Annotated in this window: 25 protein-coding genes and 1 pseudogene; 19 read left to right on the forward strand and 7 right to left on the reverse strand. The window is 38.6% G+C overall.

What is annotated here, in order from left to right:
* Together ACFIJQ_RS08320 and ACFIJQ_RS08325 are read right to left on the reverse strand one after the other, a co-directional pair.
* Positions 1-269: hypothetical protein (locus ACFIJQ_RS08320; RefSeq protein ID WP_375629785.1), on the reverse strand; the 269-nt coding region annotated here is incomplete at its 3' end.
* 158 nt (positions 270-427) lie between these two features.
* The gene (locus ACFIJQ_RS08325; protein WP_004865405.1) at positions 428-1,045 is read right to left on the reverse strand and encodes an XRE family transcriptional regulator; all 618 of its coding nucleotides are present in this window, start codon (positions 1,043-1,045) and stop codon (positions 428-430) included.
* A 109-nt stretch (positions 1,046-1,154) separates the two neighbouring features.
* Here ACFIJQ_RS08325 and ACFIJQ_RS08330 point away from each other — a divergent pair, with 109 nt between their 5' ends.
* Entirely contained in the window at positions 1,155-1,406 is a 252-nt protein-coding gene (locus tag ACFIJQ_RS08330) for a helix-turn-helix transcriptional regulator (protein WP_375629788.1), read from the forward strand.
* A gap of 54 nt (positions 1,407-1,460) precedes the next feature.
* Positions 1,461-1,865 (forward strand): hypothetical protein, encoded by a 405-nt coding sequence (locus ACFIJQ_RS08335; RefSeq protein ID WP_375629791.1) that lies wholly within the window; start codon positions 1,461-1,463, stop codon positions 1,863-1,865.
* Here the strand turns inward: ACFIJQ_RS08335 and ACFIJQ_RS08340 are convergent.
* Complete coding sequence (locus ACFIJQ_RS08340; RefSeq protein WP_375629794.1) at positions 1,862-2,734, reverse strand: hypothetical protein; 873 nt, start codon at positions 2,732-2,734, stop codon at positions 1,862-1,864. The genes ACFIJQ_RS08335 and ACFIJQ_RS08340 overlap by 4 nt on opposite strands.
* Positions 2,735-2,763: 29 nt before the next feature.
* Here ACFIJQ_RS08340 and ACFIJQ_RS08345 point away from each other — a divergent pair, with 29 nt between their 5' ends.
* From ACFIJQ_RS08345 to ACFIJQ_RS08360, 4 genes are all read left to right on the forward strand, one after another.
* Positions 2,764-3,243 carry a crossover junction endodeoxyribonuclease RuvC gene (locus ACFIJQ_RS08345; protein WP_375629796.1) on the forward strand — a complete coding sequence of 160 codons (480 nt, stop codon included), beginning with the start codon at positions 2,764-2,766 and terminating at the stop codon, positions 3,241-3,243.
* Positions 3,233-4,303 (forward strand): hypothetical protein, encoded by a 1,071-nt coding sequence (locus ACFIJQ_RS08350; protein WP_375629799.1) that lies wholly within the window; start codon positions 3,233-3,235, stop codon positions 4,301-4,303. The genes ACFIJQ_RS08345 and ACFIJQ_RS08350 overlap by 11 nt, the downstream gene beginning before the upstream one ends.
* On the forward strand, positions 4,245-4,742 hold the full coding sequence (locus tag ACFIJQ_RS08355; protein ID WP_375629802.1) for a hypothetical protein: 498 nt from the start codon (positions 4,245-4,247) through the stop codon (positions 4,740-4,742). Before ACFIJQ_RS08350 ends, ACFIJQ_RS08355 begins: the two co-directional genes overlap by 59 nt.
* 483 nt (positions 4,743-5,225) lie before the next feature.
* Positions 5,226-5,765: a hypothetical protein gene (locus ACFIJQ_RS08360; protein WP_375629805.1), complete on the forward strand. Its 540-nt coding sequence runs from the start codon at positions 5,226-5,228 to the stop codon at positions 5,763-5,765.
* Here ACFIJQ_RS08360 and ACFIJQ_RS08365 read toward each other — a convergent pair.
* The 3 genes from ACFIJQ_RS08365 to ACFIJQ_RS08375 form a co-directional block, all read right to left on the reverse strand.
* Entirely contained in the window at positions 5,749-6,603 is an 855-nt protein-coding gene (locus ACFIJQ_RS08365) for a hypothetical protein (RefSeq protein ID WP_375629808.1), read from the reverse strand. The genes ACFIJQ_RS08360 and ACFIJQ_RS08365 overlap by 17 nt on opposite strands.
* Positions 6,604-6,850: 247 nt before the next feature.
* Positions 6,851-7,279 carry a type II toxin-antitoxin system HicB family antitoxin gene (locus ACFIJQ_RS08370; RefSeq protein WP_375629815.1) on the reverse strand — a complete coding sequence of 143 codons (429 nt, stop codon included), beginning with the start codon at positions 7,277-7,279 and terminating at the stop codon, positions 6,851-6,853.
* Between the two features lie 67 nt (positions 7,280-7,346).
* A complete protein-coding gene (locus ACFIJQ_RS08375; protein WP_375629818.1) occupies positions 7,347-7,538 on the reverse strand; it encodes a hypothetical protein in 192 nt (63 codons plus the stop codon).
* Positions 7,539-7,840: 302 nt separating this feature from the next.
* On the opposite strand from ACFIJQ_RS08375, the gene ssb reads away from it, so the two are divergent.
* The 7 genes and pseudogenes from ssb to ACFIJQ_RS08410 all read left to right on the forward strand — a co-directional run bounded on the left by ssb (position 7,841) and on the right by ACFIJQ_RS08410 (position 11,806).
* The gene (gene ssb / locus ACFIJQ_RS08380) at positions 7,841-8,293 is read left to right on the forward strand and encodes a single-stranded DNA-binding protein (RefSeq protein WP_375629821.1); all 453 of its coding nucleotides are present in this window, start codon (positions 7,841-7,843) and stop codon (positions 8,291-8,293) included.
* 11 nt (positions 8,294-8,304) lie between these two features.
* A complete protein-coding gene (locus tag ACFIJQ_RS08385) occupies positions 8,305-8,841 on the forward strand; it encodes a hypothetical protein (RefSeq protein WP_375629824.1) in 537 nt (178 codons plus the stop codon).
* A 67-nt stretch (positions 8,842-8,908) separates the two neighbouring features.
* Positions 8,909-9,110 (forward strand): annotated as a pseudogene (locus ACFIJQ_RS08390) (type II toxin-antitoxin system HicA family toxin).
* Entirely contained in the window at positions 9,107-9,502 is a 396-nt protein-coding gene (locus ACFIJQ_RS08395) for a type II toxin-antitoxin system HicB family antitoxin (RefSeq protein ID WP_005864994.1), read from the forward strand. The pseudogene ACFIJQ_RS08390 and the gene ACFIJQ_RS08395 overlap by 4 nt, the downstream one beginning before the upstream one ends.
* 318 nt (positions 9,503-9,820) lie before the next feature.
* Entirely contained in the window at positions 9,821-10,135 is a 315-nt protein-coding gene (locus ACFIJQ_RS08400; protein WP_375629853.1) for a hypothetical protein, read from the forward strand.
* A 3-nt stretch (positions 10,136-10,138) separates the two neighbouring features.
* Positions 10,139-10,720, forward strand: coding sequence for a hypothetical protein (locus tag ACFIJQ_RS08405; RefSeq protein WP_375629827.1), 582 nt, complete (start codon positions 10,139-10,141; stop codon positions 10,718-10,720).
* A 555-nt stretch (positions 10,721-11,275) separates the two neighbouring features.
* Positions 11,276-11,806, forward strand: coding sequence for an antA/AntB antirepressor family protein (locus tag ACFIJQ_RS08410; protein WP_375629830.1), 531 nt, complete (start codon positions 11,276-11,278; stop codon positions 11,804-11,806).
* A gap of 62 nt (positions 11,807-11,868) precedes the next feature.
* Here the strand turns inward: ACFIJQ_RS08410 and ACFIJQ_RS08415 are convergent, their stop codons facing one another.
* A complete protein-coding gene (locus tag ACFIJQ_RS08415) occupies positions 11,869-12,915 on the reverse strand; it encodes a Fic family protein (protein WP_375629833.1) in 1,047 nt (348 codons plus the stop codon).
* A 94-nt stretch (positions 12,916-13,009) separates the two neighbouring features.
* Here ACFIJQ_RS08415 and ACFIJQ_RS08420 point away from each other — a divergent pair, with 94 nt between their 5' ends.
* The 6 genes from ACFIJQ_RS08420 to ACFIJQ_RS08445 form a co-directional block, all read left to right on the forward strand.
* Complete coding sequence (locus tag ACFIJQ_RS08420) at positions 13,010-13,591, forward strand: hypothetical protein (protein WP_375629836.1); 582 nt, start codon at positions 13,010-13,012, stop codon at positions 13,589-13,591.
* Positions 13,584-15,512 (forward strand): phage terminase large subunit family protein, encoded by a 1,929-nt coding sequence (locus tag ACFIJQ_RS08425; protein WP_375629839.1) that lies wholly within the window; start codon positions 13,584-13,586, stop codon positions 15,510-15,512. Before ACFIJQ_RS08420 ends, ACFIJQ_RS08425 begins: the two co-directional genes overlap by 8 nt.
* A gap of 3 nt (positions 15,513-15,515) precedes the next feature.
* Positions 15,516-15,764 carry a phage head-tail joining protein gene (locus tag ACFIJQ_RS08430; RefSeq protein WP_375629842.1) on the forward strand — a complete coding sequence of 83 codons (249 nt, stop codon included), beginning with the start codon at positions 15,516-15,518 and terminating at the stop codon, positions 15,762-15,764.
* On the forward strand, positions 15,764-17,308 hold the full coding sequence (locus ACFIJQ_RS08435; protein ID WP_375629845.1) for a phage portal protein: 1,545 nt from the start codon (positions 15,764-15,766) through the stop codon (positions 17,306-17,308). Before ACFIJQ_RS08430 ends, ACFIJQ_RS08435 begins: the two co-directional genes overlap by 1 nt.
* Positions 17,298-18,368 carry a S49 family peptidase gene (locus ACFIJQ_RS08440; protein WP_375629848.1) on the forward strand — a complete coding sequence of 357 codons (1,071 nt, stop codon included), beginning with the start codon at positions 17,298-17,300 and terminating at the stop codon, positions 18,366-18,368. The genes ACFIJQ_RS08435 and ACFIJQ_RS08440 overlap by 11 nt, the downstream gene beginning before the upstream one ends.
* A 259-nt stretch (positions 18,369-18,627) precedes the next feature.
* Positions 18,628-18,987, forward strand: a 360-nt coding sequence (locus ACFIJQ_RS08445; protein ID WP_375629850.1) for a head decoration protein, incomplete at its 3' end; no start/stop codon positions are given.

An 18,987-nucleotide genomic window follows, 5' to 3' on the forward strand; every position in this document is an offset into this window, starting at 1 on the left:
TCACTTTCTTGTATAAAGTAATGAACCTCACTATCTTCATCGAGACGTTCGATATTTTCTTTTACATATGCTTCTGCAATTTCTTCAGAGATATCTTCACAATTATTCTCAGAAGGATTGATGCGAAAGATTTGGATTGCATCATCTACCTCATCAACAATGCTTAGAATTTGGCTTGCATCAAGTGGTCCAGACTCTGCAATGTTTTGATCTTTATCGTAGGCAACTAATAAAATTTCATCAGAATTTATAAGAATTGGATTTTCCATAATTTCTCCTCCCTAACGCCTCTTGGCAATTGTTTGTGCGTGGTTTGTATAATTATTTATATAACTATAATTATAAAATAGCAAGCAAAAAAATTATAAAAAGTTATATTTTTTATAAAAAATATTATAATATCTTGCTAAATAAGAGGGGGGGATAATTAGCGATAAGTCCGAATCATCTTGCTGTAAGAACTTATTGGCAAAATAGCAAATATCTCTCCAACCCACACAATTTTAACATTCTTAATGGGTAAGGCATTCCAAGAAAGCAGATCTATTTCACCATTCATGCCCCTGCTAATCTGCTTTATATATCTTTTATTATCATGTGTTAAAATAACGGCTTCTTTGCCAAAAAAGGATTCTATTGTTTTAATTTGGCGCCGTCTTACGATAACCATATCTCCATCTTTATAAGCTGGAAGCATAGAGTCTCCTTTAACTTCAAAAGCAACCATATCATCAGGTAAAGCAAAAGGAATTTCTACTTGTTCAAGACCATCTTCAGGGATTTGTTCAAAGCTTGGATCTATCTGTGTTCCTGCTCCAATATACCCCATAAGAGGAACAAAAGTTGTTAAGTGATTATCCCCTTTTAGTTCTTTGTATAATTCTAAAATGGCATCTCGATTAGAGCCGCGTGGATCAGAATCTTTTAACCACTTAGACACTGAAGCTTGTGTTACGTTTAACCGTTTGGCTACATCTTCTTGCGTTAAGTTAAACTCGGTCAAAATCTTTTTTAATGTGCTTATGATATTAGATTTATTACTCATACTTCTGCTTACCTTATTTTTTTATCGTTGATAAAGATAAATTTCCTTGACTTTATATAACTATAATTATATGAATAAAATAAGACAAAGCTGTAATTGGAGCTTGTAAATGGATCAACGAGAAGATTTTAAGAATTTGGCTAAGTCAATACGGGGCAAATTTAATTGGACACAATCAGAAATGGCGAAAATGCTTGGTGTAACTCAAGCAGCTGTTTGCAAGTGGGAAAAAAGAGGATCTATCTCCGTAATAAATTATCTAAAGCTGCAACAACTGAAAGGATGTTCTGGCTCTAGTTCTGCTTTTATTGCTGCTCCTACAGATAATAACGAACAGCAACAGCACCATTCACACTCTTAAAAAGAAAGATCAGAGATGATAGATGTCCCACAGATCACTATAAGCAAAGTCCAGTTGATTGATCTTGTTAATAAGATTGGACAGGAAACCATATATTATGGTCTCCGTTCGCCTGAAGATGCATGTTTTGAAATAAGGATAGATCCCTCATCAACAGGTTGTCTTGTCTATATGCTGCATAGTATCTTTGCGCGTGATAATAGAAAATATTTTCCGTTATTTCCGTACGATGATTTTAATCAATGGTTTTTATCTGTGTTTACGCAAGCTTTTACGGCTTGGTTTGATAATTATTTTTCTCAAGAGTTGTCATCTTTTTATCGCTTAAATGAGCTGATCTTGTTTACAGCCTTAGTCAAAAATAAGCTTGATATCTTAAGGGATGACCTCATCGAAAAAAGAAAAGAAGAAATCAAATTAATAAATGATGCATGCAGTGTGTGTCTGAATCTGAGTTAATCCAATTTTTTAAAGTCTATGAGGTTGGTTTGTGTAGTTACAGTCATTGTTGTTTCTGGTTTCAATGGGGATGTATGAGTAATGATTAAAGTAACTTGGGCTTTTATATCTTCTTCACGCGCTGCCACAAAAATAAGGATTCCTGTGTACTTATCTTCTGAGGGAGCTATAGAAATATTAACATCGATTTCTTGTCCCGTTCGAAAATTCTCTGCTTCCTCACAGCGGCCGCGTGATTTGTGTGACGTTGGACTGGCATCAGAATTAACATATGGTGATTGCATTTGCCACCATCTTGTTTCAGGTTTGTATATGATGCCATATCCAAGAATAAAACGAGAACCATCTTTTAGCTTTATATTTAAAACGTGGATGACAGTTTGTGCATTGTTTTTTATCTTTAAACAAAGAAGCGTCCACCTGCCTTTTGTTGGCAAGTGGGGTCCAGTTATATATATGGAAGGTGGCGTTCCTAAATCCTCTACTCTTTTGTTATCTAACAAAATTTTAATATGTTCTTCTGACCATTTGGCAAGATCTTTTGTCGATATCGCTTGCTCTTTAAGGGCTATCGTCTGTTCTTGGCTTTCTGCAAATTGCTTGCTTATCCATTCTCTATCTTCTTCTCGTTTTTTTGCAGCTTTTTCTAAATCATCTTTGCGGATTTTGGTTGCTTCTTTACGGTCTTTATTTCTTAAAATAAGCGCTACAGAAAGCGACACAGCAAATGACACAAAACCTGTAAGAAATATCTTTATCCATTCTTGCATCTTTCCCCTCCCCACTTTTTTAGAATCGTTGGGAGGATACTTTTTCAAAAACATTTTTTCAAGACAAGCAATCACAACGCGCTCTGTCATAGCACACATATAAATACGTAGAGCCTTAAGGGGGGATTATGATCACTAACGCACAAACCATTTTATGTCTTGATCTAGGGACCAAGACAGGCTGGGCGATATGCGGTGCGGATGGTCACATAACAAGCGATACAGAAGATTTTCAATCACGCCGTTTTGAAGGCGGTGGTATGCGTTATTTACGCTTTAAACGTTGGCTTATTGAACTAAAGAGGTCTGTTGATGAAATTGACGCGGTGTATTTTGAAGAAATGCGCCGGCATGTTGATAAAGACGCGTCGCATATTTATGGCGGCTTTCTAGCAACTCTAACAGCGTGGTGTGAACATCATCAGATACCGTATAAAGGCATTCCTGTTGGCACAATTAAGAAAGCAACGACAGGAAAAGGCAACGCCTCAAAAGAAGAAATGATTAAGGCGGTATGTGCAAAAGGACATGTACCTAAAGACGACAACGAAGCAGATGCTTTAGCAATTTTATATTTGATGAAAGAAGGGGATATACATGTCCAGTAAAATACCATGGACGAGACTGTTTGCCGATAAATGGGCGGTGGTCGTCGATTATTTACCTCCTGTAGAAGGTAATATCTATACGAGATTGCGATTTCGCATGCTTCGTACTGGTGAACCTCTTTTTTGTAACATTAAAGTTTTGTCTCATTACACTGGTTATTCAGTAAAGAAATTTGAGACAGCTTTGAATGTTTTGCTAGAAGAAGGATATATTATTCGTTTAGCAGATGGTCGTTTATGGAATCTCGATGTTGAAGAAGAATTAAAAAATTGCAATGAGAATTTAAATAAACTTTCAGAAAAAGCTATAAAAGCTGCGAATACTAAGAGAAAAAAACATAAAGATGACTCATCAAAAGACCATGATGATGTCATGATGAGGTCATCACGAGGTCATGATGACATCATGATGAAACACATTAACATAAACAATAACAGTTATAATAAAAAAACTAATACTATCGTATTAGCAAAAAAAGAAATTGGTTCTGAAAGTTTAGAAACAAACGAACAGGTTGACGAGCCAACAGAGGTTGCTGCTGTTGAAACCACATCAGAGCAAATCACAACGGGTGTAGACAATCAACCTCCCATTCACGAGCAAGAAAACGTTCCCAAAAAAGCAAAACGAGCGAAAGCTAATCGCGGCTGTCGATTGCCAGAGGATTTTGAACCCGATTACGATTTTGCAATCGAAGAGGGCTTGCCTCCAGAGCGCGTGAAAGTCGAAATTGAAAAATTTCGAGATTATTGGCGTTCAAAAGCCGGAGCAAATGCAACCAAAATAGATTGGCAAGCAACATGGCGTAACTGGGTGCGAAAGGCGGTTGATGATTTAGAAAAAACAAAAAACACGAACAACAATGGTGGAAACAATGGAAATTACACTCAAAAGCAAAAAAGCATTGGGGAACGTATCGCAGACAGTCTCCTTGATATCGGAAATCGAGGGTACTTTGAAGCACATTCATGCGATGATACCCCCGAGAGGTCCATTTATTTTGAAGGAAGGCAGCCAATTAACGAAACAGCAGGAATCGATTGCTTTAGAGGCTGGTGATCAATTGCAAGAGCTCTTCGCAGTGAAAGCAGGTAAAGAGGATATAGCAAAAGCAATTCGCATGCTGTCGTGTGGTTTGAAAATAGCACAACAATCAGACCATGAGGGAATGGCGTTGACCTATGGAATGGTTTTGGAAAATGTCTCTGCATGGTCACTGATGACAGTGGTCAAACGGATTTTATGTGATGAAATAAATTGTTTATCCGATACGTTTTTTCCGAGCACGCGTGAACTTGTCAGGTTGTGTCGTGATTTGGAAAACGATCTTTTGAGAAAAGCCAATTTTGTACGCAATGCTGTTTTGAGATTCCGTGAAAAGGAGTTGAAAGAACAAGCAGCGAAAGAGCATTCAACGCCTATAACGCTTGTTCACAAGCAAGAGCTTGAAGAAACTTTAAATGGTCTTGGGGGAACAGTGAAAAATATTGCAGGTTAGCAAAATAGTGAAAAGTGGTGATGGTTTTGTGATTAGATATGCGTTTTAAGAGTGACTAAAAAGTTTTTTTAAGGTATAATAGCTTCCTAGAATTGTATGCAGTACCAAATTTATAAACTAAGTGAATCCTTTAATACAAATTAAGAATTTTAGGATGTGAAAATTTCAAAATATTTGTTTAAAACACATAAATAGCTAGTATTAATGTAAAAAAATATTGCAGCAGTCATTAAGTTCTTTCGTGTATTTTTGAAATAATAGAGTGTTTCTTTAATCTTTATGAAAGGTTAGAGGATTTTAGTGCTTAAAGCGATCATCAACTGTAGATAAACCATAGATGAGGTTAACTAAAAGAAACTGTATGCAATAGAAGACGTTGCTATTAAAAGGAAAGCAAATGCGAAAAAACTAAAGGTAGTTTGTGCCTTCTATCAGAAAATAATTTAAAAAATTGAAATCATAATTTTTTCACAGGAAATGAGTATGTTTACAGATAAGCAACTAAGAGCCTTGTTTGGCATTATAGTTTTTATATTTTTATGTTTTTCAGGAATTAAAAAAAATATTGACTTTATTCAGGGTATTTTGACATTCGCGTCTGTTGGTTTGATAATAGTAACAACTATTTTTGCAATTTTATGCAATTCTAATATTCCTTCTGAGTTGCAGAACAACCCAAAATATAAAGATGATGATACAACGGGTTGGGTGAAACTAACACGTGATTTACAACAATATATGCACCGACTCTTAAATATAATAATTTTAGCGCTTATCGTTTTAATTTTCCCAAATAGTTATAAAGAAACTGTTTCTTTGCCTGTCATTTCTAGGTATATGGAACACAAATTTCCTTTTTCATTAGATACCGTAATGTGGTACTCAGATATCGCTGTTTGGTATTTAAACATTGTACTTTGGTATTATTTTTTATGCCGTGTACTCTTTCTTATGTTGTATACACGCAATTTAATAAATATATCTATCCTTACCCTGCAGTGTTCCATTATAAAGCCACAGTGAAATTTCCGATTTCAAATATCAATTCTTTTTTTACAGAATCTTCATTATATCTGCCATTCTCATCTTTAGATGCTTTAATAGGGATTCTATGCTGAAAACTCTCAGTATTAAATATTACATCGAACTTATCATATGTATTTCCCACAAAATTTAATTTGTGCAATATGGGATTTTCTTTATCTTTTCTTAAAAAATTCCACAAATATTCCCTTAAATTATTTTCTTCTTTAAATTTGATATCTAAGCTGAGTTCTATTTCAGTAACATCATCAGTGGGAAATGCATCAAGAGAATCTTTAGCCAACTCCACTAAGTATTTTGCTGATTGCTTTCCAAAAAGTTCTAATTGTTTTTGTTTTTTATATTTTAGTTTTATTTCTTTAATTGAATGCAATTTTTTTTCGAAATCTTTCTTATCAATAAGCTCAGGTAAAATATTAATTTCTTCCTTGAAATTTTCTTTGTAGTGTGACTGCAAGCATTGGTTTAGCTTTTTACTTGAAGAAAAAAGAATGAATTTTTTAGGAATCAAAACTCCAAAATATTGTTCATTTTGTTCAATTTGTTTTTTAGAACGTGGGTTAGGAACGCTTTGAAAGCCATTTTCGGAATCAATCACTTCAGGATTATAAGGACTTTCTTCTCCTGTTAAAACATAAACCCAATAGTAGGTACTTGATTCCCCAGAAAGTTTTTCAATTGTTAAGGTAGCACATTGATTCTTCACGGTAAGAGTATACGTTCCTTCCTGCAAAAATTTATCGATACAATTTGTATTAACTAATTTTGAGTATGTATCTATTTCATATTTATAAGAAAGGAAGTTAATGGTATTCATAAAGCTAACACAATTACAACGTTTATAGTCTTATGGGTGATCGATACTATCTAAGTTATCTCGGTGATTATGAAGTAGGTGGTTTGTATCTCAAATATCTCGTATCTTTTAGAATCATTCAAGTGAAAGATGAAGGTTATAGAATCTTAATTGTAGAAGCAATATGAGTTTTAGAAGATCTATTATAAAAGCTGCTTAAGTTTAAAGGAAGTATGATCATCTTCCCTGCTTTTAAGTAGAGAAGAAATCAGGCTGCATCTTTGATTTTAATAACGATTTTCTTTCCAAGAACAGTCAGTGTTTGCTCTAGTGTCTGAAGTTTAGTTGGATAGTTTAGATCAAGAATGCGTCTTGCTTCTGTTTCTTTTTTATCCAAACGATTAGCCAATTCTGTTTTTGTGATATTCGCTTCATTAAAGGCGTCTACCACTGCAAGTTTAAGAGCATTCCACGCATCTACCGTAACCTCTACAAGGTCTTTATACTGTTGTGGCATTGGTAAAGGCAGACCACGCATAGGGTAGCTCCGTAATGCTAACCCTAAAGCTTCAACAGCATTCTCTAATGCCTCAGTTCTATTTTCTCCAGCTGTTATTGCTTCTGGTACATCTGGAAAGGTTACAATAAAACCACCATCTGGATCAGATTCTAGTTTTGCTTGATAAGTGTACTCCATGTTTAGGTCTCCTCGCCATAATCGAAATGCTTTTGAAGCGAAAAATTAAAGCCGTTGAGAGAGTAACTCATACCCCCAACTGCTTTTTTATTATTTTCACGTAAAGTGGGGTCAATTCACCAGATTTTATAACGGTTGTCTTGTCTCCAAAAGTTACCAAATAATGCGACCCTTTGCCTGCATCAGGAGCTTCACTGTAATGAATGCCTTTTTTTCTGGCTTCTTTACGTAATTCCCTAAGCAGCGCTTCTCGTTTCATTTAGCCTCCCCCTTTCCTCATAAAATGAATATCGCACAAAAAAGTTCGATAGTCAACAATAAATCGAACAAAAAAGTTCGATACAGACTCTTAATAAAAGGATATTTATTGAAAAGTTAAAAGCAGAAATAAGAAAAGCCGTGCCATTTGTGTGACATGGTTTTTTGATGAATAATTTGTCAAATAATATTATAATGTAATACTTAAAAAACTGTTATTAATAAACTGAAATAATTGAATAAATACGCAAATTATGCTAGGATTTTGTATGTATAAATTGCTAATCTAATGGGGCTACAAATATGCTAAATAAAGTGACGTTAATCGGGCGCCTTGGTACTAATCCCGAAAGCAAAACAATGAATTCTGGAGCAGAAATAGTCAATTTTAGTATAGCGACTTCTGAGAGCTATACAGATAAAAAAACCAATCAAAAAGTAGAGAAAACAGAATGGCATTCCGTGGTGATTTTTAATCCACATTTGGCAAAAATTGCACTTCAATATCTAAACAAAGGTTCAAAGGTTTACGTAGAAGGAAAATTACAGACACGCAAATGGCAAGATAAAAATGGGCATGACCGTTACACAACAGAGATTGTCCTACCACAATTTAAAGGCGAGTTGTATTTGCTTGATGCCAAAAAAGAGCAATCGGCATCCCCTACCCCTTCACCCATTACTTCTCAAAATTATGCTGCCGCTTCAGGTGCAGCTGATTATGCTACATCTTTTAATGATGACATGCCATTCTGATTGAAAAAAATATGACAAAAAGAAAAAAACGTGCAAAACGTGGTCGTCCTCGAATTAAAGGATGTATCAGAGAACCAAATGGACGCATCTCACGAGCAAAAACACCGCATGAACCCATGGATAAATTGGCAATTGAAATGCGTGCCAAACGCTTTGGCTTGACCATAGAAGAGGCTAAAAATCCACTTTCCAGCACCTATATTGGGCGGCTTTATTTGCAAGGCGAAATCAATCAAGACCAATATGATGCTGCGCAAAAATATCTTGAAGTGAAAAACAATTACCTATGTGCAAAAGGATTGCCTAATGCAATTTATGATAACTTTACTCCTTCATCAAATGAGGAGGCACAAAAACGGTGGATTTCAAGAGCAACTCATTGTTATGAAGTGACGAAAGAGGCTATCAAAGAAGCACAACACCTCTATAGACAGTATAATCTTTATGCTGCATTACAATATCTTGTTATAGAAGATCAATCGCTAACACATCTTGTTAGTTCTTTGCGTATTGTTCTTAATGCGCTTCATAAGCACTTTAGCCGTTAAAAAAGAATTGACATCAGATGAAAAATCATTAAAATGTGTATATATTTACACATTATGAGTTTAGGGAATGGAACAAGATAGCCGAAAAATCATTGCAAAATTAAAGCGTGATGGCTTTGAACTTGTCAAAGTAAAAGGTTCTCATCATAAATTAAAAAAAGATGGTAAGGTTGTTATTGTTCCACATCCTAAAAAAAAATCTTCCGATTGGTACAGCACGTTCTATCGCACAACAAGCAGGTTGGTTAAAAAAAGGAGAAGAAAAATGAAAAGATTTTTTGCTCTTGTTCATAAAGATGAAGATTCTGCTTTTGGTGTTCAGTTTCCTGATTTTGAGGGACTTTTTTCTGCTGCTGATGAGGAAGAAAATTTAATCGCAAACGCAACAGAAGCACTTCAACTTTATTGTGAAGATATAGATATAGTGCCCATTCCTTCAAAATTTGAGGAAGTCATACAACGGGAATCTGTCAAAACAGCTTTGTCAGAAGGAGCTTTTTTAATACAAGTCCCATTTATTGAAAATGATGCAGAAGTGGTACGTACGAATATATCTATTGAAAGAGGACTCTTACGTGCAATTGATGATTGTGCACAAGAAAGAGGTTTAACAAGATCTGCTTTTTTGGCAACAGCAGCGCGTCACGAGCTTAATATTTAGATTTTCTTCTTTTTTGGCTGTGTCAATACATACCTTTTTGTTTCTAAAAACACCATATTTAGGTAAAAAAATAAAAAAAACACAAGATCATGATTTTTTTGTTGACATGATGTGAAAAATCATATTTAATGACAGCACGGCACTGGTCGTATTGTGTCTAAAATTCAAAAATATCCCCTAAAAATTCAGTAAAATGTGAACTTGAAACGTGGCTAGAAAGCCCTGTTTTCTTGATAATTCTGGCTAATCAATTTTTCACAGAATAAAAATCAATATTTGACTAATGATGTCATTAATTATGACTCAAAAGGAGCAATGATGAAAGCTGTCATCACTAAGCCAATGTGTGTTGTTGGAGACAATAAAAGCACTGTTCGCTTTGAACCATCAACACCCAATAATCCATTTGTTGAAGTTTCCAATCAAGTCTACGCACGTCTCAAGCGCGCTAATGCTGTAAAACCTTTTATTGGAGTCAAGACAACAGCAAAAACAGACAAGGCAGTTGAACAAATTAAGCAGATAAAACAAGAAGCCGTACAAACATCGTCTGAACCAGTGACAAAGGAAATTCCACTCGAACAGCCAAAAGCATCTAAAGCTTCCAAGTCACCTACCCCAAAAAAGGCTTAGAAGTTGAAGTTAATCATCCACCAAAAATGGTATCTTCAACAGGCAAAAGATACCTTCACAAGCCTTCAAGCCCCTCGCCTTAATTGGGCTCTGCGTAATGCTCTAAACACTACAGCAAAACAAGTTGAACGCTTCACTGAAAAGCAAGTTGCAGACATCTCATCAGCCCAAATAAAGCGTATAAGAAGAGGTGTTTATATTAAAGAAAAGGCAACAGCAAGGTTTCTTGAGACAGATATCATTGGTTCTGGAACACCGATACCTCTTAAATTTTTTAAAGCAAACGAAACAAAACGCGGCGTAACTTACACACTGTTTGGAAAGAAAGAAATCTTACCCCATGGATTTATTTGCGGTGGAAAATTTCCTAAGCGTGTTACGCTAAAAATGGGAAACAATGTTTTTCAAAGAGCAGATGGAGATCAATTCCCTATTGCAAAACAAGAAGGACCCTCAATTGCTGGAGTTATGTCCAAGCCAAAAATTGCAAGTACTATTGTAAAAAAAGCCAATGAGAGATTAATTGCCAACATACAGTACCAACTTGCTCGTCAAGAATATGCCGCCAATAAGAAAACTAAATAATGCTCTTAAGCTATGTCAACACACTACTCACTTTAATTGTAATTTTTAAAGCAGATTATCACTTGCGCTTTGGTTTTCTCCAGAAAAAATACAATAAAATCAATGCAAAAGGTACTTCCCAGCGGGTTGGGTCTGTTGCGGGGCAGGCGAGCGCGAACTATCGCTAGCGACAGAATTTTCAAATTGACTGTACATTGTACACATAACACATTGATAAATAACAATTTCAATATGTACACTGTACAGTACGCGATTATTTTTAGATAAAAATTATTTTTATTCTTGACATTTTTGCGTTAATATATATTTTCGAATTAGGTGCCTAAGAAACACCTTAAACCAATAGCGGATGGATTGCCGAAACAATCTATCTTCTGAGCATTAAAGATTTTGACTCATTATATGCTGTAGCGTATAAAGATCTTGTCGGGTGTGGTTACGCTATACAATACTCTTTATGGGGAAAGCGTAACGACGGACTATTGGCCGTGTTTCTTAGCGCCCGGCATTCTTCTGGAATGTCAATAAGAAACCTCTAACCAATAGGAGTTCATCATGAACACTCTCATAGAAATTAAAGAACAAATGATTGGACAAGAAACTGTTCAAACTGTTAACGCACGTGAATTATATATGTTCTTAGAAGTCAACTCTAAATTTGCAGATTGGATTGTACGCCGTATTAAAGAATATGGATTTTTGGAAAATCAAGATTATGGTTTTACGTTTCTCAAAAATGAGAAACGTAAAAATGTTATAAGTAAAGAATACCATCTCACTTTAGACATGGCGAAAGAGCTTTCCATGGTTGAACGCAATGAGAAAGGACGACAGGCTCGTCGTTACTTTATTGAGTGTGAAAAGAAACTAAAAAGCCAATCTGTTGATTATTGTGATGATATACGTTTTGCTTTCCCAAAAGATTGGGATAAAATGTCTCCAACTAAAAAGGCTGTTTACATTTATGGACCTCTCCATATGCATCTTGTCAAAGCCTTTACATTGGTAGAAGAAAGCAAACATTATAAAGCTTTAATCAAAGAAGCAAAACAAGTCTTAGAAAGATCTGTCGTGAAAGCTGCTTAGCTTAAGACACATCTCCCCTCCCCGTTCTCAACAATGGGGAGGTGGTTAAGAAGGCAATAAAATTAAGGTGCACTATACCAAGTTGATCGTCCACCACCATGACGTATCAAAAGACCTTTTTCAACTAATGATGTAAAAGTTACTTTAAGTGTATTAGGGCTTGCACCAACCTCACGTACCATATCGCGGGTTGTAACACGTCCGTGATTACGCACATAATCAAGAATATTAAGAGCCAATTCAGATAAGGAAAAAAGAGCATTTTTTTCACTCTCTATTTTTATTTCTAATTGGCGTTTTTGTTTTTGTAGAGCACGTAAAAAAAAGAGTATCCAAGGCTCCCAATTGGGTGTTTTAGTATAAATTGTTTTTTGAGTTTGATTTAAAGCTAAGTAATAGCTTTCTTTATTATTCTCAATAATGCTTTCAAGTGATGAATATGGTACATAAACATAACCTTTTTGTAACAAAAGAAGGGTGGTTAAGATACGGCTTAAACGTCCATTTCCATCTTGAAAAGGATGAATAGCTAAAAATGTTACATTAAAAATACCAATCGTAAGTAAAGGATGAAGATCCTTTAATTCATTGGTTTTATTGAACCAAGTAATAAGCTCTTGCATTCGGTATGGTGTATCAAATGGTGTAGCTGTTTCAAAAACAATGCCAACCATTTTCCCTTGAGAATTAAATGCTGCTACATCATTGCGTAAAGTCTTATATTCACCTCGATGTCGTTGATCTTTCTCACTATTACACAAAAGATCACGATGAAGTTGTTTAATATGATTTTCAGTAATAGAAATATCACTCCAAGATTGAAAGATTGTTTCCATAACCTTGGCATAACCGATAACTTCTTGTTCATCACGACTCTTGAAACGTTTAATTTCTAAGTTTACCAAAAGCTGTTCGATTTCGCGGTCTGTTAACTTACTCCCTTCAATGCGTGTAGAAGATCCAATACTTTCAACAGTAGCAATATGGCGAAGGGCGTTCAATCGCTCAGGTGCAAGAGTACCAAGAGCGCGCCATGCCCCTTTGAACTCATCAATCTCAGTAATGAGAGCCAACAATTCTTGTGTAATTTGGAGTGTATCTGTTTTCATACCGGAATATATACCCGATTATACCCGATTGTCAATCATTCGTAACACAGTAAACTCTTACTTCTTATGGCAGAGAAGAAGGCAAGGAGCAACTATGAATAAGAAAACGCGTAAGGGTCTATCGGTTCGTGCGTTTGCAAAAAAGATGGGTGTTTCACATAATGCGGTTGTTTCTCGGATAAAGACAGGTAAATTTGATGCGGCTCTTTTTGAAGATGGTTCTGTCAATGAAGCGCTTGCAACAGCTATCTGGAATGAGAATCCAACAAAGCGCCCTGCTTCACTTTTAGCGCCTGATGGACAACCGCGGACAAAGATCAAACAAGCCTCTACAGATGGAGCCAATGAATACAAGATAAAACTGGAGCGAATGCAAGTTGCCCTTGAAAGCGAAAAGATTGCACTTGAACGATTGCGCGAAACCACTGTTGATCGAGAAGAAATGAAAAAGGCAGCGCGTGAGTTTGGAAGAGCACACCGTGACGCTATGTTGAATTTTCCGCATCGTTTTGGTGCAAGCATTGCTGCACAAGTTGGATGTGATGCAGCCAGCCTTATTGGTGCTATTGATTATTACATGAGAACCGCTTTACTTGAGGCGGTTAATATTCCAGTGCCTTTTCATGATCCTCATTCTCCAGAGTTAGAGAACTTGCAAGAAACGAATAATGGATGACAATGCAGTCGAAGAATTTTTCGCCCATGCCAATAATGCAAGACAACCGGACCCACCGTACACGGTTTCGCAATGGGCGGACAAAAATAGATACCTTAGCACCGTAGCAAGTGCTGAACCTGGATTGTGGAGGACAAAGCGTACCCCTTATTTGCGTGAAATCATGGATAACCTTTCCTCTTACGTGCCAATTGAAACAACCATTGTCATGAAAGGGGCGCAGATTGGCATGTCAGAAGCAGGATTGAACTTTTGCGGTTATGCCATTCATTATAGTCCGGGACCTGCCCTTTATGTGATGCCAACGGTTGAGACAGCGAAGAAATTATCAAAAACCCGTCTTGACCCAATGATTATGGCAAGCCCTGCTTTAAGCGAACGCATTGCCCCAGCGCGGGCACGCGACAGCGGTAATACAATGTTTTCGAAAGAGTTTGATGGTGGGGCATTGATGCTTACAGGAGCAAACAGTGCAGCTGGTTTGCGTTCCATGCCTATTCGTTATCTGATTTTAGATGAGGTGGATGCCTATCCTCTCAGTGTGGATAACGAAGGTGATCCGGTGATGATTGCCGAAAAGCGGACCTCAACCTTTGTGCAGAGAAAGATTTTTAAATTGTCCACACCAACACACCGTGACACAAGCCGTATCGCCAAGGATTTTGTGCTAGGAGACCAGCGATATTACAATGTCCCTTGTGATGCATGTGGTGTTCTACAGCCCATTGTTTGGTCACAAATTAAGTGGCCAAAAGGCGCCCCCGAAAAAGCTGTGTTTGTTTGTGCGCATTGTGGTCATGAACATGCTGAGCACAGAAAAACAGATCTCATGAGTGAAGAAAGAGGTGTGTGCTGGGTGCCTACGAGTGAATCAAGCAGACCGAATTTGCGTTCTTACCATATTTCGGCACTCTATTCACCTTGGCTTACTTGGGGGGAATGCGCAAGAGAGTTTTTAGATGCCAAGGATGATCCGGCACTTTTGCAGCCTTTTGTCAACACAGTGCTTGGAGAGCCATGGGAAGACAGAACAGGCGAAGTTGTTGACCCTGATAGCCTCTATGCAAAACGCGAAGATTATCCATTGGCACCAGAACAAGCCGTCGTGTTGACAGCAGGCATTGATGTGCAAAATGACCGCTTAGAACTTGAAGTGGTTGGATGGGGACGCAGTGAAGAAAGCTGGCATATTGATTATCAGGTCATCCTTGGTGATCCCTCTTCTTTTGAAGTATGGGACCAGCTGGATGAATACCTTACAAGACGCTGGCCACATCCAGGCTATAAAGATGGCATCAGGATAACGGCTGCTTGTATTGATACCGGTGGTGGACACACACAAGCGGTTTATAATTATGTCCGCCCGCGTGAGGGACGACGTATCTGGGGGATTAAGGGGCAAGCGGGATGGCGTGCAGTATGGCCGCGCCGTCCAAGTAGAAACAACAAAGGACAGATCAATCTCTATATTGTTGGTGTTGATGCAGCAAAAGATATTATCACAGCACGGTTTAAAAAATCCGGTCCTGAAGCATCGGGTGCTGGTGCAACACACTTTCACAAAAACCTTGATCGGGAATATTTTGACCAGCTAACCGCTGAAAGAAAAGTCATCAAATATTTTAAAGGCTTCAAGCGCATTGAATGGCAAAAAAGCGAAAAGGCAAGAAATGAAGCCTTGGATTGTAGGGTTTATGCTTATGCAGCTTTACAAGGTCTGATTTCGGCAGGAATAAACCTTAATCGAGAAGTTGATATCTTAGAAGAGCGTTTGGAAAAACTTAAAGTTGAAGGCTCTTTAGAGCAGCCAACACCAAGACATGCCCCCTCTCCTGCTCCAAAAAGATCTCAGACAGCACAGCCTCAAAGGAAACAATCCAGAACGGTGATGAATCCTTATATGCAAGGGGATTGGAGGTAATTTGTGGGTGAAACTTTAGGACAATTTAACAGCAAATTTTCGAGACTGGAAAGTTTAAAAAGGCGGCGTGAACAAATTGAAGAGGCTCTTTATTCGGGTGCGCAATCGGTACGCCATGGCGATAAGCAAGTAAGCAATCGTTCTGTTGAGGAACTGCGCAGAGCGCTTGAGATGCTGAACACACAAATAGCGGACCTTGAAGGACGCAAGCGTTCACGCGTTTTCTATTTTAATATATCACGAGGCTATTAATGGCTGGCTTTATCAATAAACTCACGGGCTTTTTTACAATTTCTCGTCAACACAATCCCCATTTTGAAGCGGCAAGCAAAAGCCGCCGTATGGGTGGTTTTGACCCCGCAAAAAAACATATCAATAAAGCGATTGAAGAATGCGGTGATACCATTGTTGCCCGTTCAAGATGGCTTTATGACAATGAAGCTCTTTATGGCTCTGCAACAGAGGAATGGGTCTCTGCGGCTGTCAGTGATGGGATTAAACCTTATCCTCGTATTGAAGGTTTTCAAGAAGAAAAGAAAAAGCTTTTAGACTTATGGTGGCAATGGGTTGATGAAGCGGACTATGATGAAGATGCCAATTTTTATGGACTTCAAGCAACCATTGCACGAGAGGTCTTTTTAACCGGAGAATGCTTTGTAAGATTACATTATGTTGACCTCTACGGGCGCTCTGGTGTGCCTCTTCAATTGCAAGTTTATCCCACCGAAATGTTGGACCTTTCCTACAATGGACCTGCTGAGATTGAAGGCAATTACATTCGTATGGGGATTGAATTTAACGCCAGTGGTAAGCGTGTTGCTTATCATTTCTGGGAACATCACCCCTATGATGATTGCCCTGCAAACAGTGCATTTAAGAGCCAAGAGCGCATACGTGTCCCTGCTGAAATGGTCATTCATATCAAAGAGCGCCGTATTGCCGGACAATTGCGCGGTTCTCCCAAAATAACGCGCGCTATGACAAAGATCTTTCAACTGGAATCCTATGACGACGCAGAACTCGATAGAAAAAGGACGGCGGCTCTTTTCGCGGCGTTTGTCAAGGACAATTCACCAAACGTCGAAAAATTATCCGATAATCGTGATAAAAACAACATTGAAGAAGAATACAAAGCGCCTGTCATTGCGCCCGGTGCATCTCTTTATTTAGGAGAGAATAAAGAGGTTACATTCTCAAATCCTGTTGAGGTTGGTGGCTCTTATGAGGCTTTTCAATTTCGCAATATCTTGAAAATTTGTGCAGCACTTAATATGCCTTATGCCGTTGTGACTGGAGACGTTACGCGGGGGAATTTTTCCAATGTGCGTACCTCTATCATTCAGTTTAGACGGCACGTCAAACAATGGCGTGAACATATTATTGCCTTTCAGTTTAACCGCATTGTTTGGGAGCGTTTTGTTGAAATGGCAGTGCTTTCTGGATGCGTCAATTTGCCAGGGTGGGAAGAAAGTCCCTTGCCATGGCTTCAATGTGAAAGCTTTGCGCCCCCGCTTGAAATGATTGATCCAAACAAGGATATCTCAGCGGAAAAAGAAGAAATCCGTGCAGGCTTGAAAACACGACGCATGGCACTTGCCGAGCGCGGCTTTGATATCGACAGCATTCATGCCGAACTGCAAGAAGAGCACACAGACGCTCGTGCGCGCGGCTTATCTTTTGACACGGATATGGCAGCGCCCTCTGGTAACAATCAAGTAATTGATACCGCAGATTCAGAACCTTCTGAAACTTATGAAAGTAACCAAGGCAGTGAGGCACATACAAATGGTGAATAATCTCGACATGCCGTTTTTGGCATCACGGCTTTTTGGTGTTCCTCATATGCTTGCATCGACAAAGCTTGATATCATTTTGAATGCTCTTGCGCCGCGTCTTTTTGAGGGAGAAAAGTTTCCCCCTAAGGCTTTTGCGCAAGGGGATACGGAAGCTTTAAGACCACCTGAAACTTATGTAGTACAAAACAATGTTGCTATCCTACCAGTTCATGGCACGCTTGTGCGCCGTGGTGCATGGCTTGGGGCTTTATCGGGGCTAACCTCTTATGAAGGTTTAAGGGCTTCTTTTCGTGAAGCCATTGCACAACCTGATGTTCGTGCTGTCTTACTTGATATTGACAGCGGCGGTGGAGAAGCCGGCGGTGTGTTTGATTTAGTTGAAGAGTTTCAAACACTCTCAAAACAATACAATAAACCCATTTGGGCACATGCCAATGAGTTTGCCTGTTCTGCAGCTTATGCCATTGCCTGCTCTGCTTCTCAAATATGGATTGCTCGCACGGGTGTTGTGGGATCGATTGGGGTTGTTTGCGCCCATCTTGACCAATCCCGTGCAGATGAAAAACACGGGCATAAATGGACCTTTGTCTTTGAAGGTGATCACAAAGTTCATGGCAATCCTCATGAACCCTTGAGCGATACAGCACAGATAAAAATGCAAGCCGATTGCGCCCTGCTCTACGAGATGTTTGTCGATTTGGTGGCGCAAAACAGACGCTTAAATGCTGATGCAATTCGTGACACAAAAGCAGAAACTTTTATAGGCAACCAAGCGGTCACGCTTGGATTAGCAGATGCGCAGGGGACCCTTGCGCAAGCTTTGGAAGCCTTAACGGATTCCATATCACAAAACCCAACATCAACAACAAAAGAAGGACAAAACACATGGCACGTACACAATACCGCGCTGAAGAAGAGGATGACGAAAAGATCGTCGACATCATCAATGACGAGGAAGAGGACGAAGACGATAATGACGTCGACAAAAACGCCGAAATCTTTGACGACGAAGAAAACGAAAATGAGGACAACGACAACGAAGACAAGCAGGAAAACATAAAAGCTGCTCTTGAAAAAGAAAGAAAGCGCGCAAAAGCACTAACAACCCTTGAAAGGCAAGCAAAGCACTTAGGCGTTTCTTTTGACGCAGCAAAAGCTATTCAAAACGGTATGAGTCTCGAGAAAGCACGCCAGTGTGTGTTGACGGCTGCTAGCTCTCAAAGCGCGTCTTTAAAAGTCTCGCCTTATGCCCCTCATAGTGATGGGACGAGCAAGGCAAAGATTCACGCAAAATGGGAAGCAGCTTGGAGGGCAGTGAAATGACGAATATTATTTATGACGACGTACGCAATGGCGCTTATCTTGGACCCTACGACCCTGATATGTCAAACGAAGAAGTGGTGTTTGCATCAGGAGCATTCATTGAAGCGGGAACTGTCATGGGAAAGATAACCGCAACGGAACACTATGTCCCCCTTAATCCAGCAGCATCAGATGGCAGTCAAACACCGGCAGGGATTTCTTTTGCCACTATTGACGCAACAGAAGCAGATCAACGCGCCGTGATTACAGCACGCTTATGCACTGTAAAAGCTTCTGAACTGCTATGGCCAGATGCCATCACAGACGAGCAAAAGAAAGCAGCCATTCAGTCTTTAGAAGACCATAACAACATTCTA

Source organism: Bartonella sp. TT67HLJMS (genome assembly GCF_042193375.1).
Lineage (GTDB): Bacteria > Pseudomonadota > Alphaproteobacteria > Rhizobiales > Rhizobiaceae > Bartonella > Bartonella grahamii.

Coding starts and splice junctions, on each gene's coding strand:
- ACFIJQ_RS08325 (WP_004865405.1), bottom strand. CDS start 1,045: ATGAGTAATAAATCTAATATCATAAGCACATTAAAAAAGATTTTGACC.
- ACFIJQ_RS08330 (WP_375629788.1), top strand. CDS start 1,155: ATGGATCAACGAGAAGATTTTAAGAATTTGGCTAAGTCAATACGGGGC.
- ACFIJQ_RS08340 (WP_375629794.1), bottom strand. CDS start 2,734: ATGTGTGCTATGACAGAGCGCGTTGTGATTGCTTGTCTTGAAAAAATG.
- ACFIJQ_RS08345 (WP_375629796.1), top strand. CDS start 2,764: ATGATCACTAACGCACAAACCATTTTATGTCTTGATCTAGGGACCAAG.
- ACFIJQ_RS08350 (WP_375629799.1), top strand. CDS start 3,233: ATGTCCAGTAAAATACCATGGACGAGACTGTTTGCCGATAAATGGGCG.
- ACFIJQ_RS08360 (WP_375629805.1), top strand. CDS start 5,226: ATGTTTACAGATAAGCAACTAAGAGCCTTGTTTGGCATTATAGTTTTT.
- ACFIJQ_RS08365 (WP_375629808.1), bottom strand. CDS start 6,603: ATGAATACCATTAACTTCCTTTCTTATAAATATGAAATAGATACATAC.
- ACFIJQ_RS08370 (WP_375629815.1), bottom strand. CDS start 7,279: ATGGAGTACACTTATCAAGCAAAACTAGAATCTGATCCAGATGGTGGT.
- ACFIJQ_RS08375 (WP_375629818.1), bottom strand. CDS start 7,538: ATGAAACGAGAAGCGCTGCTTAGGGAATTACGTAAAGAAGCCAGAAAA.
- ssb (WP_375629821.1), top strand. CDS start 7,841: ATGCTAAATAAAGTGACGTTAATCGGGCGCCTTGGTACTAATCCCGAA.
- ACFIJQ_RS08385 (WP_375629824.1), top strand. CDS start 8,305: ATGACAAAAAGAAAAAAACGTGCAAAACGTGGTCGTCCTCGAATTAAA.
- ACFIJQ_RS08395 (WP_005864994.1), top strand. CDS start 9,107: ATGAAAAGATTTTTTGCTCTTGTTCATAAAGATGAAGATTCTGCTTTT.
- ACFIJQ_RS08400 (WP_375629853.1), top strand. CDS start 9,821: ATGAAAGCTGTCATCACTAAGCCAATGTGTGTTGTTGGAGACAATAAA.
- ACFIJQ_RS08410 (WP_375629830.1), top strand. CDS start 11,276: ATGAACACTCTCATAGAAATTAAAGAACAAATGATTGGACAAGAAACT.
- ACFIJQ_RS08415 (WP_375629833.1), bottom strand. CDS start 12,915: ATGAAAACAGATACACTCCAAATTACACAAGAATTGTTGGCTCTCATT.
- ACFIJQ_RS08420 (WP_375629836.1), top strand. CDS start 13,010: ATGAATAAGAAAACGCGTAAGGGTCTATCGGTTCGTGCGTTTGCAAAA.
- ACFIJQ_RS08425 (WP_375629839.1), top strand. CDS start 13,584: ATGGATGACAATGCAGTCGAAGAATTTTTCGCCCATGCCAATAATGCA.
- ACFIJQ_RS08435 (WP_375629845.1), top strand. CDS start 15,764: ATGGCTGGCTTTATCAATAAACTCACGGGCTTTTTTACAATTTCTCGT.
- ACFIJQ_RS08440 (WP_375629848.1), top strand. CDS start 17,298: ATGGTGAATAATCTCGACATGCCGTTTTTGGCATCACGGCTTTTTGGT.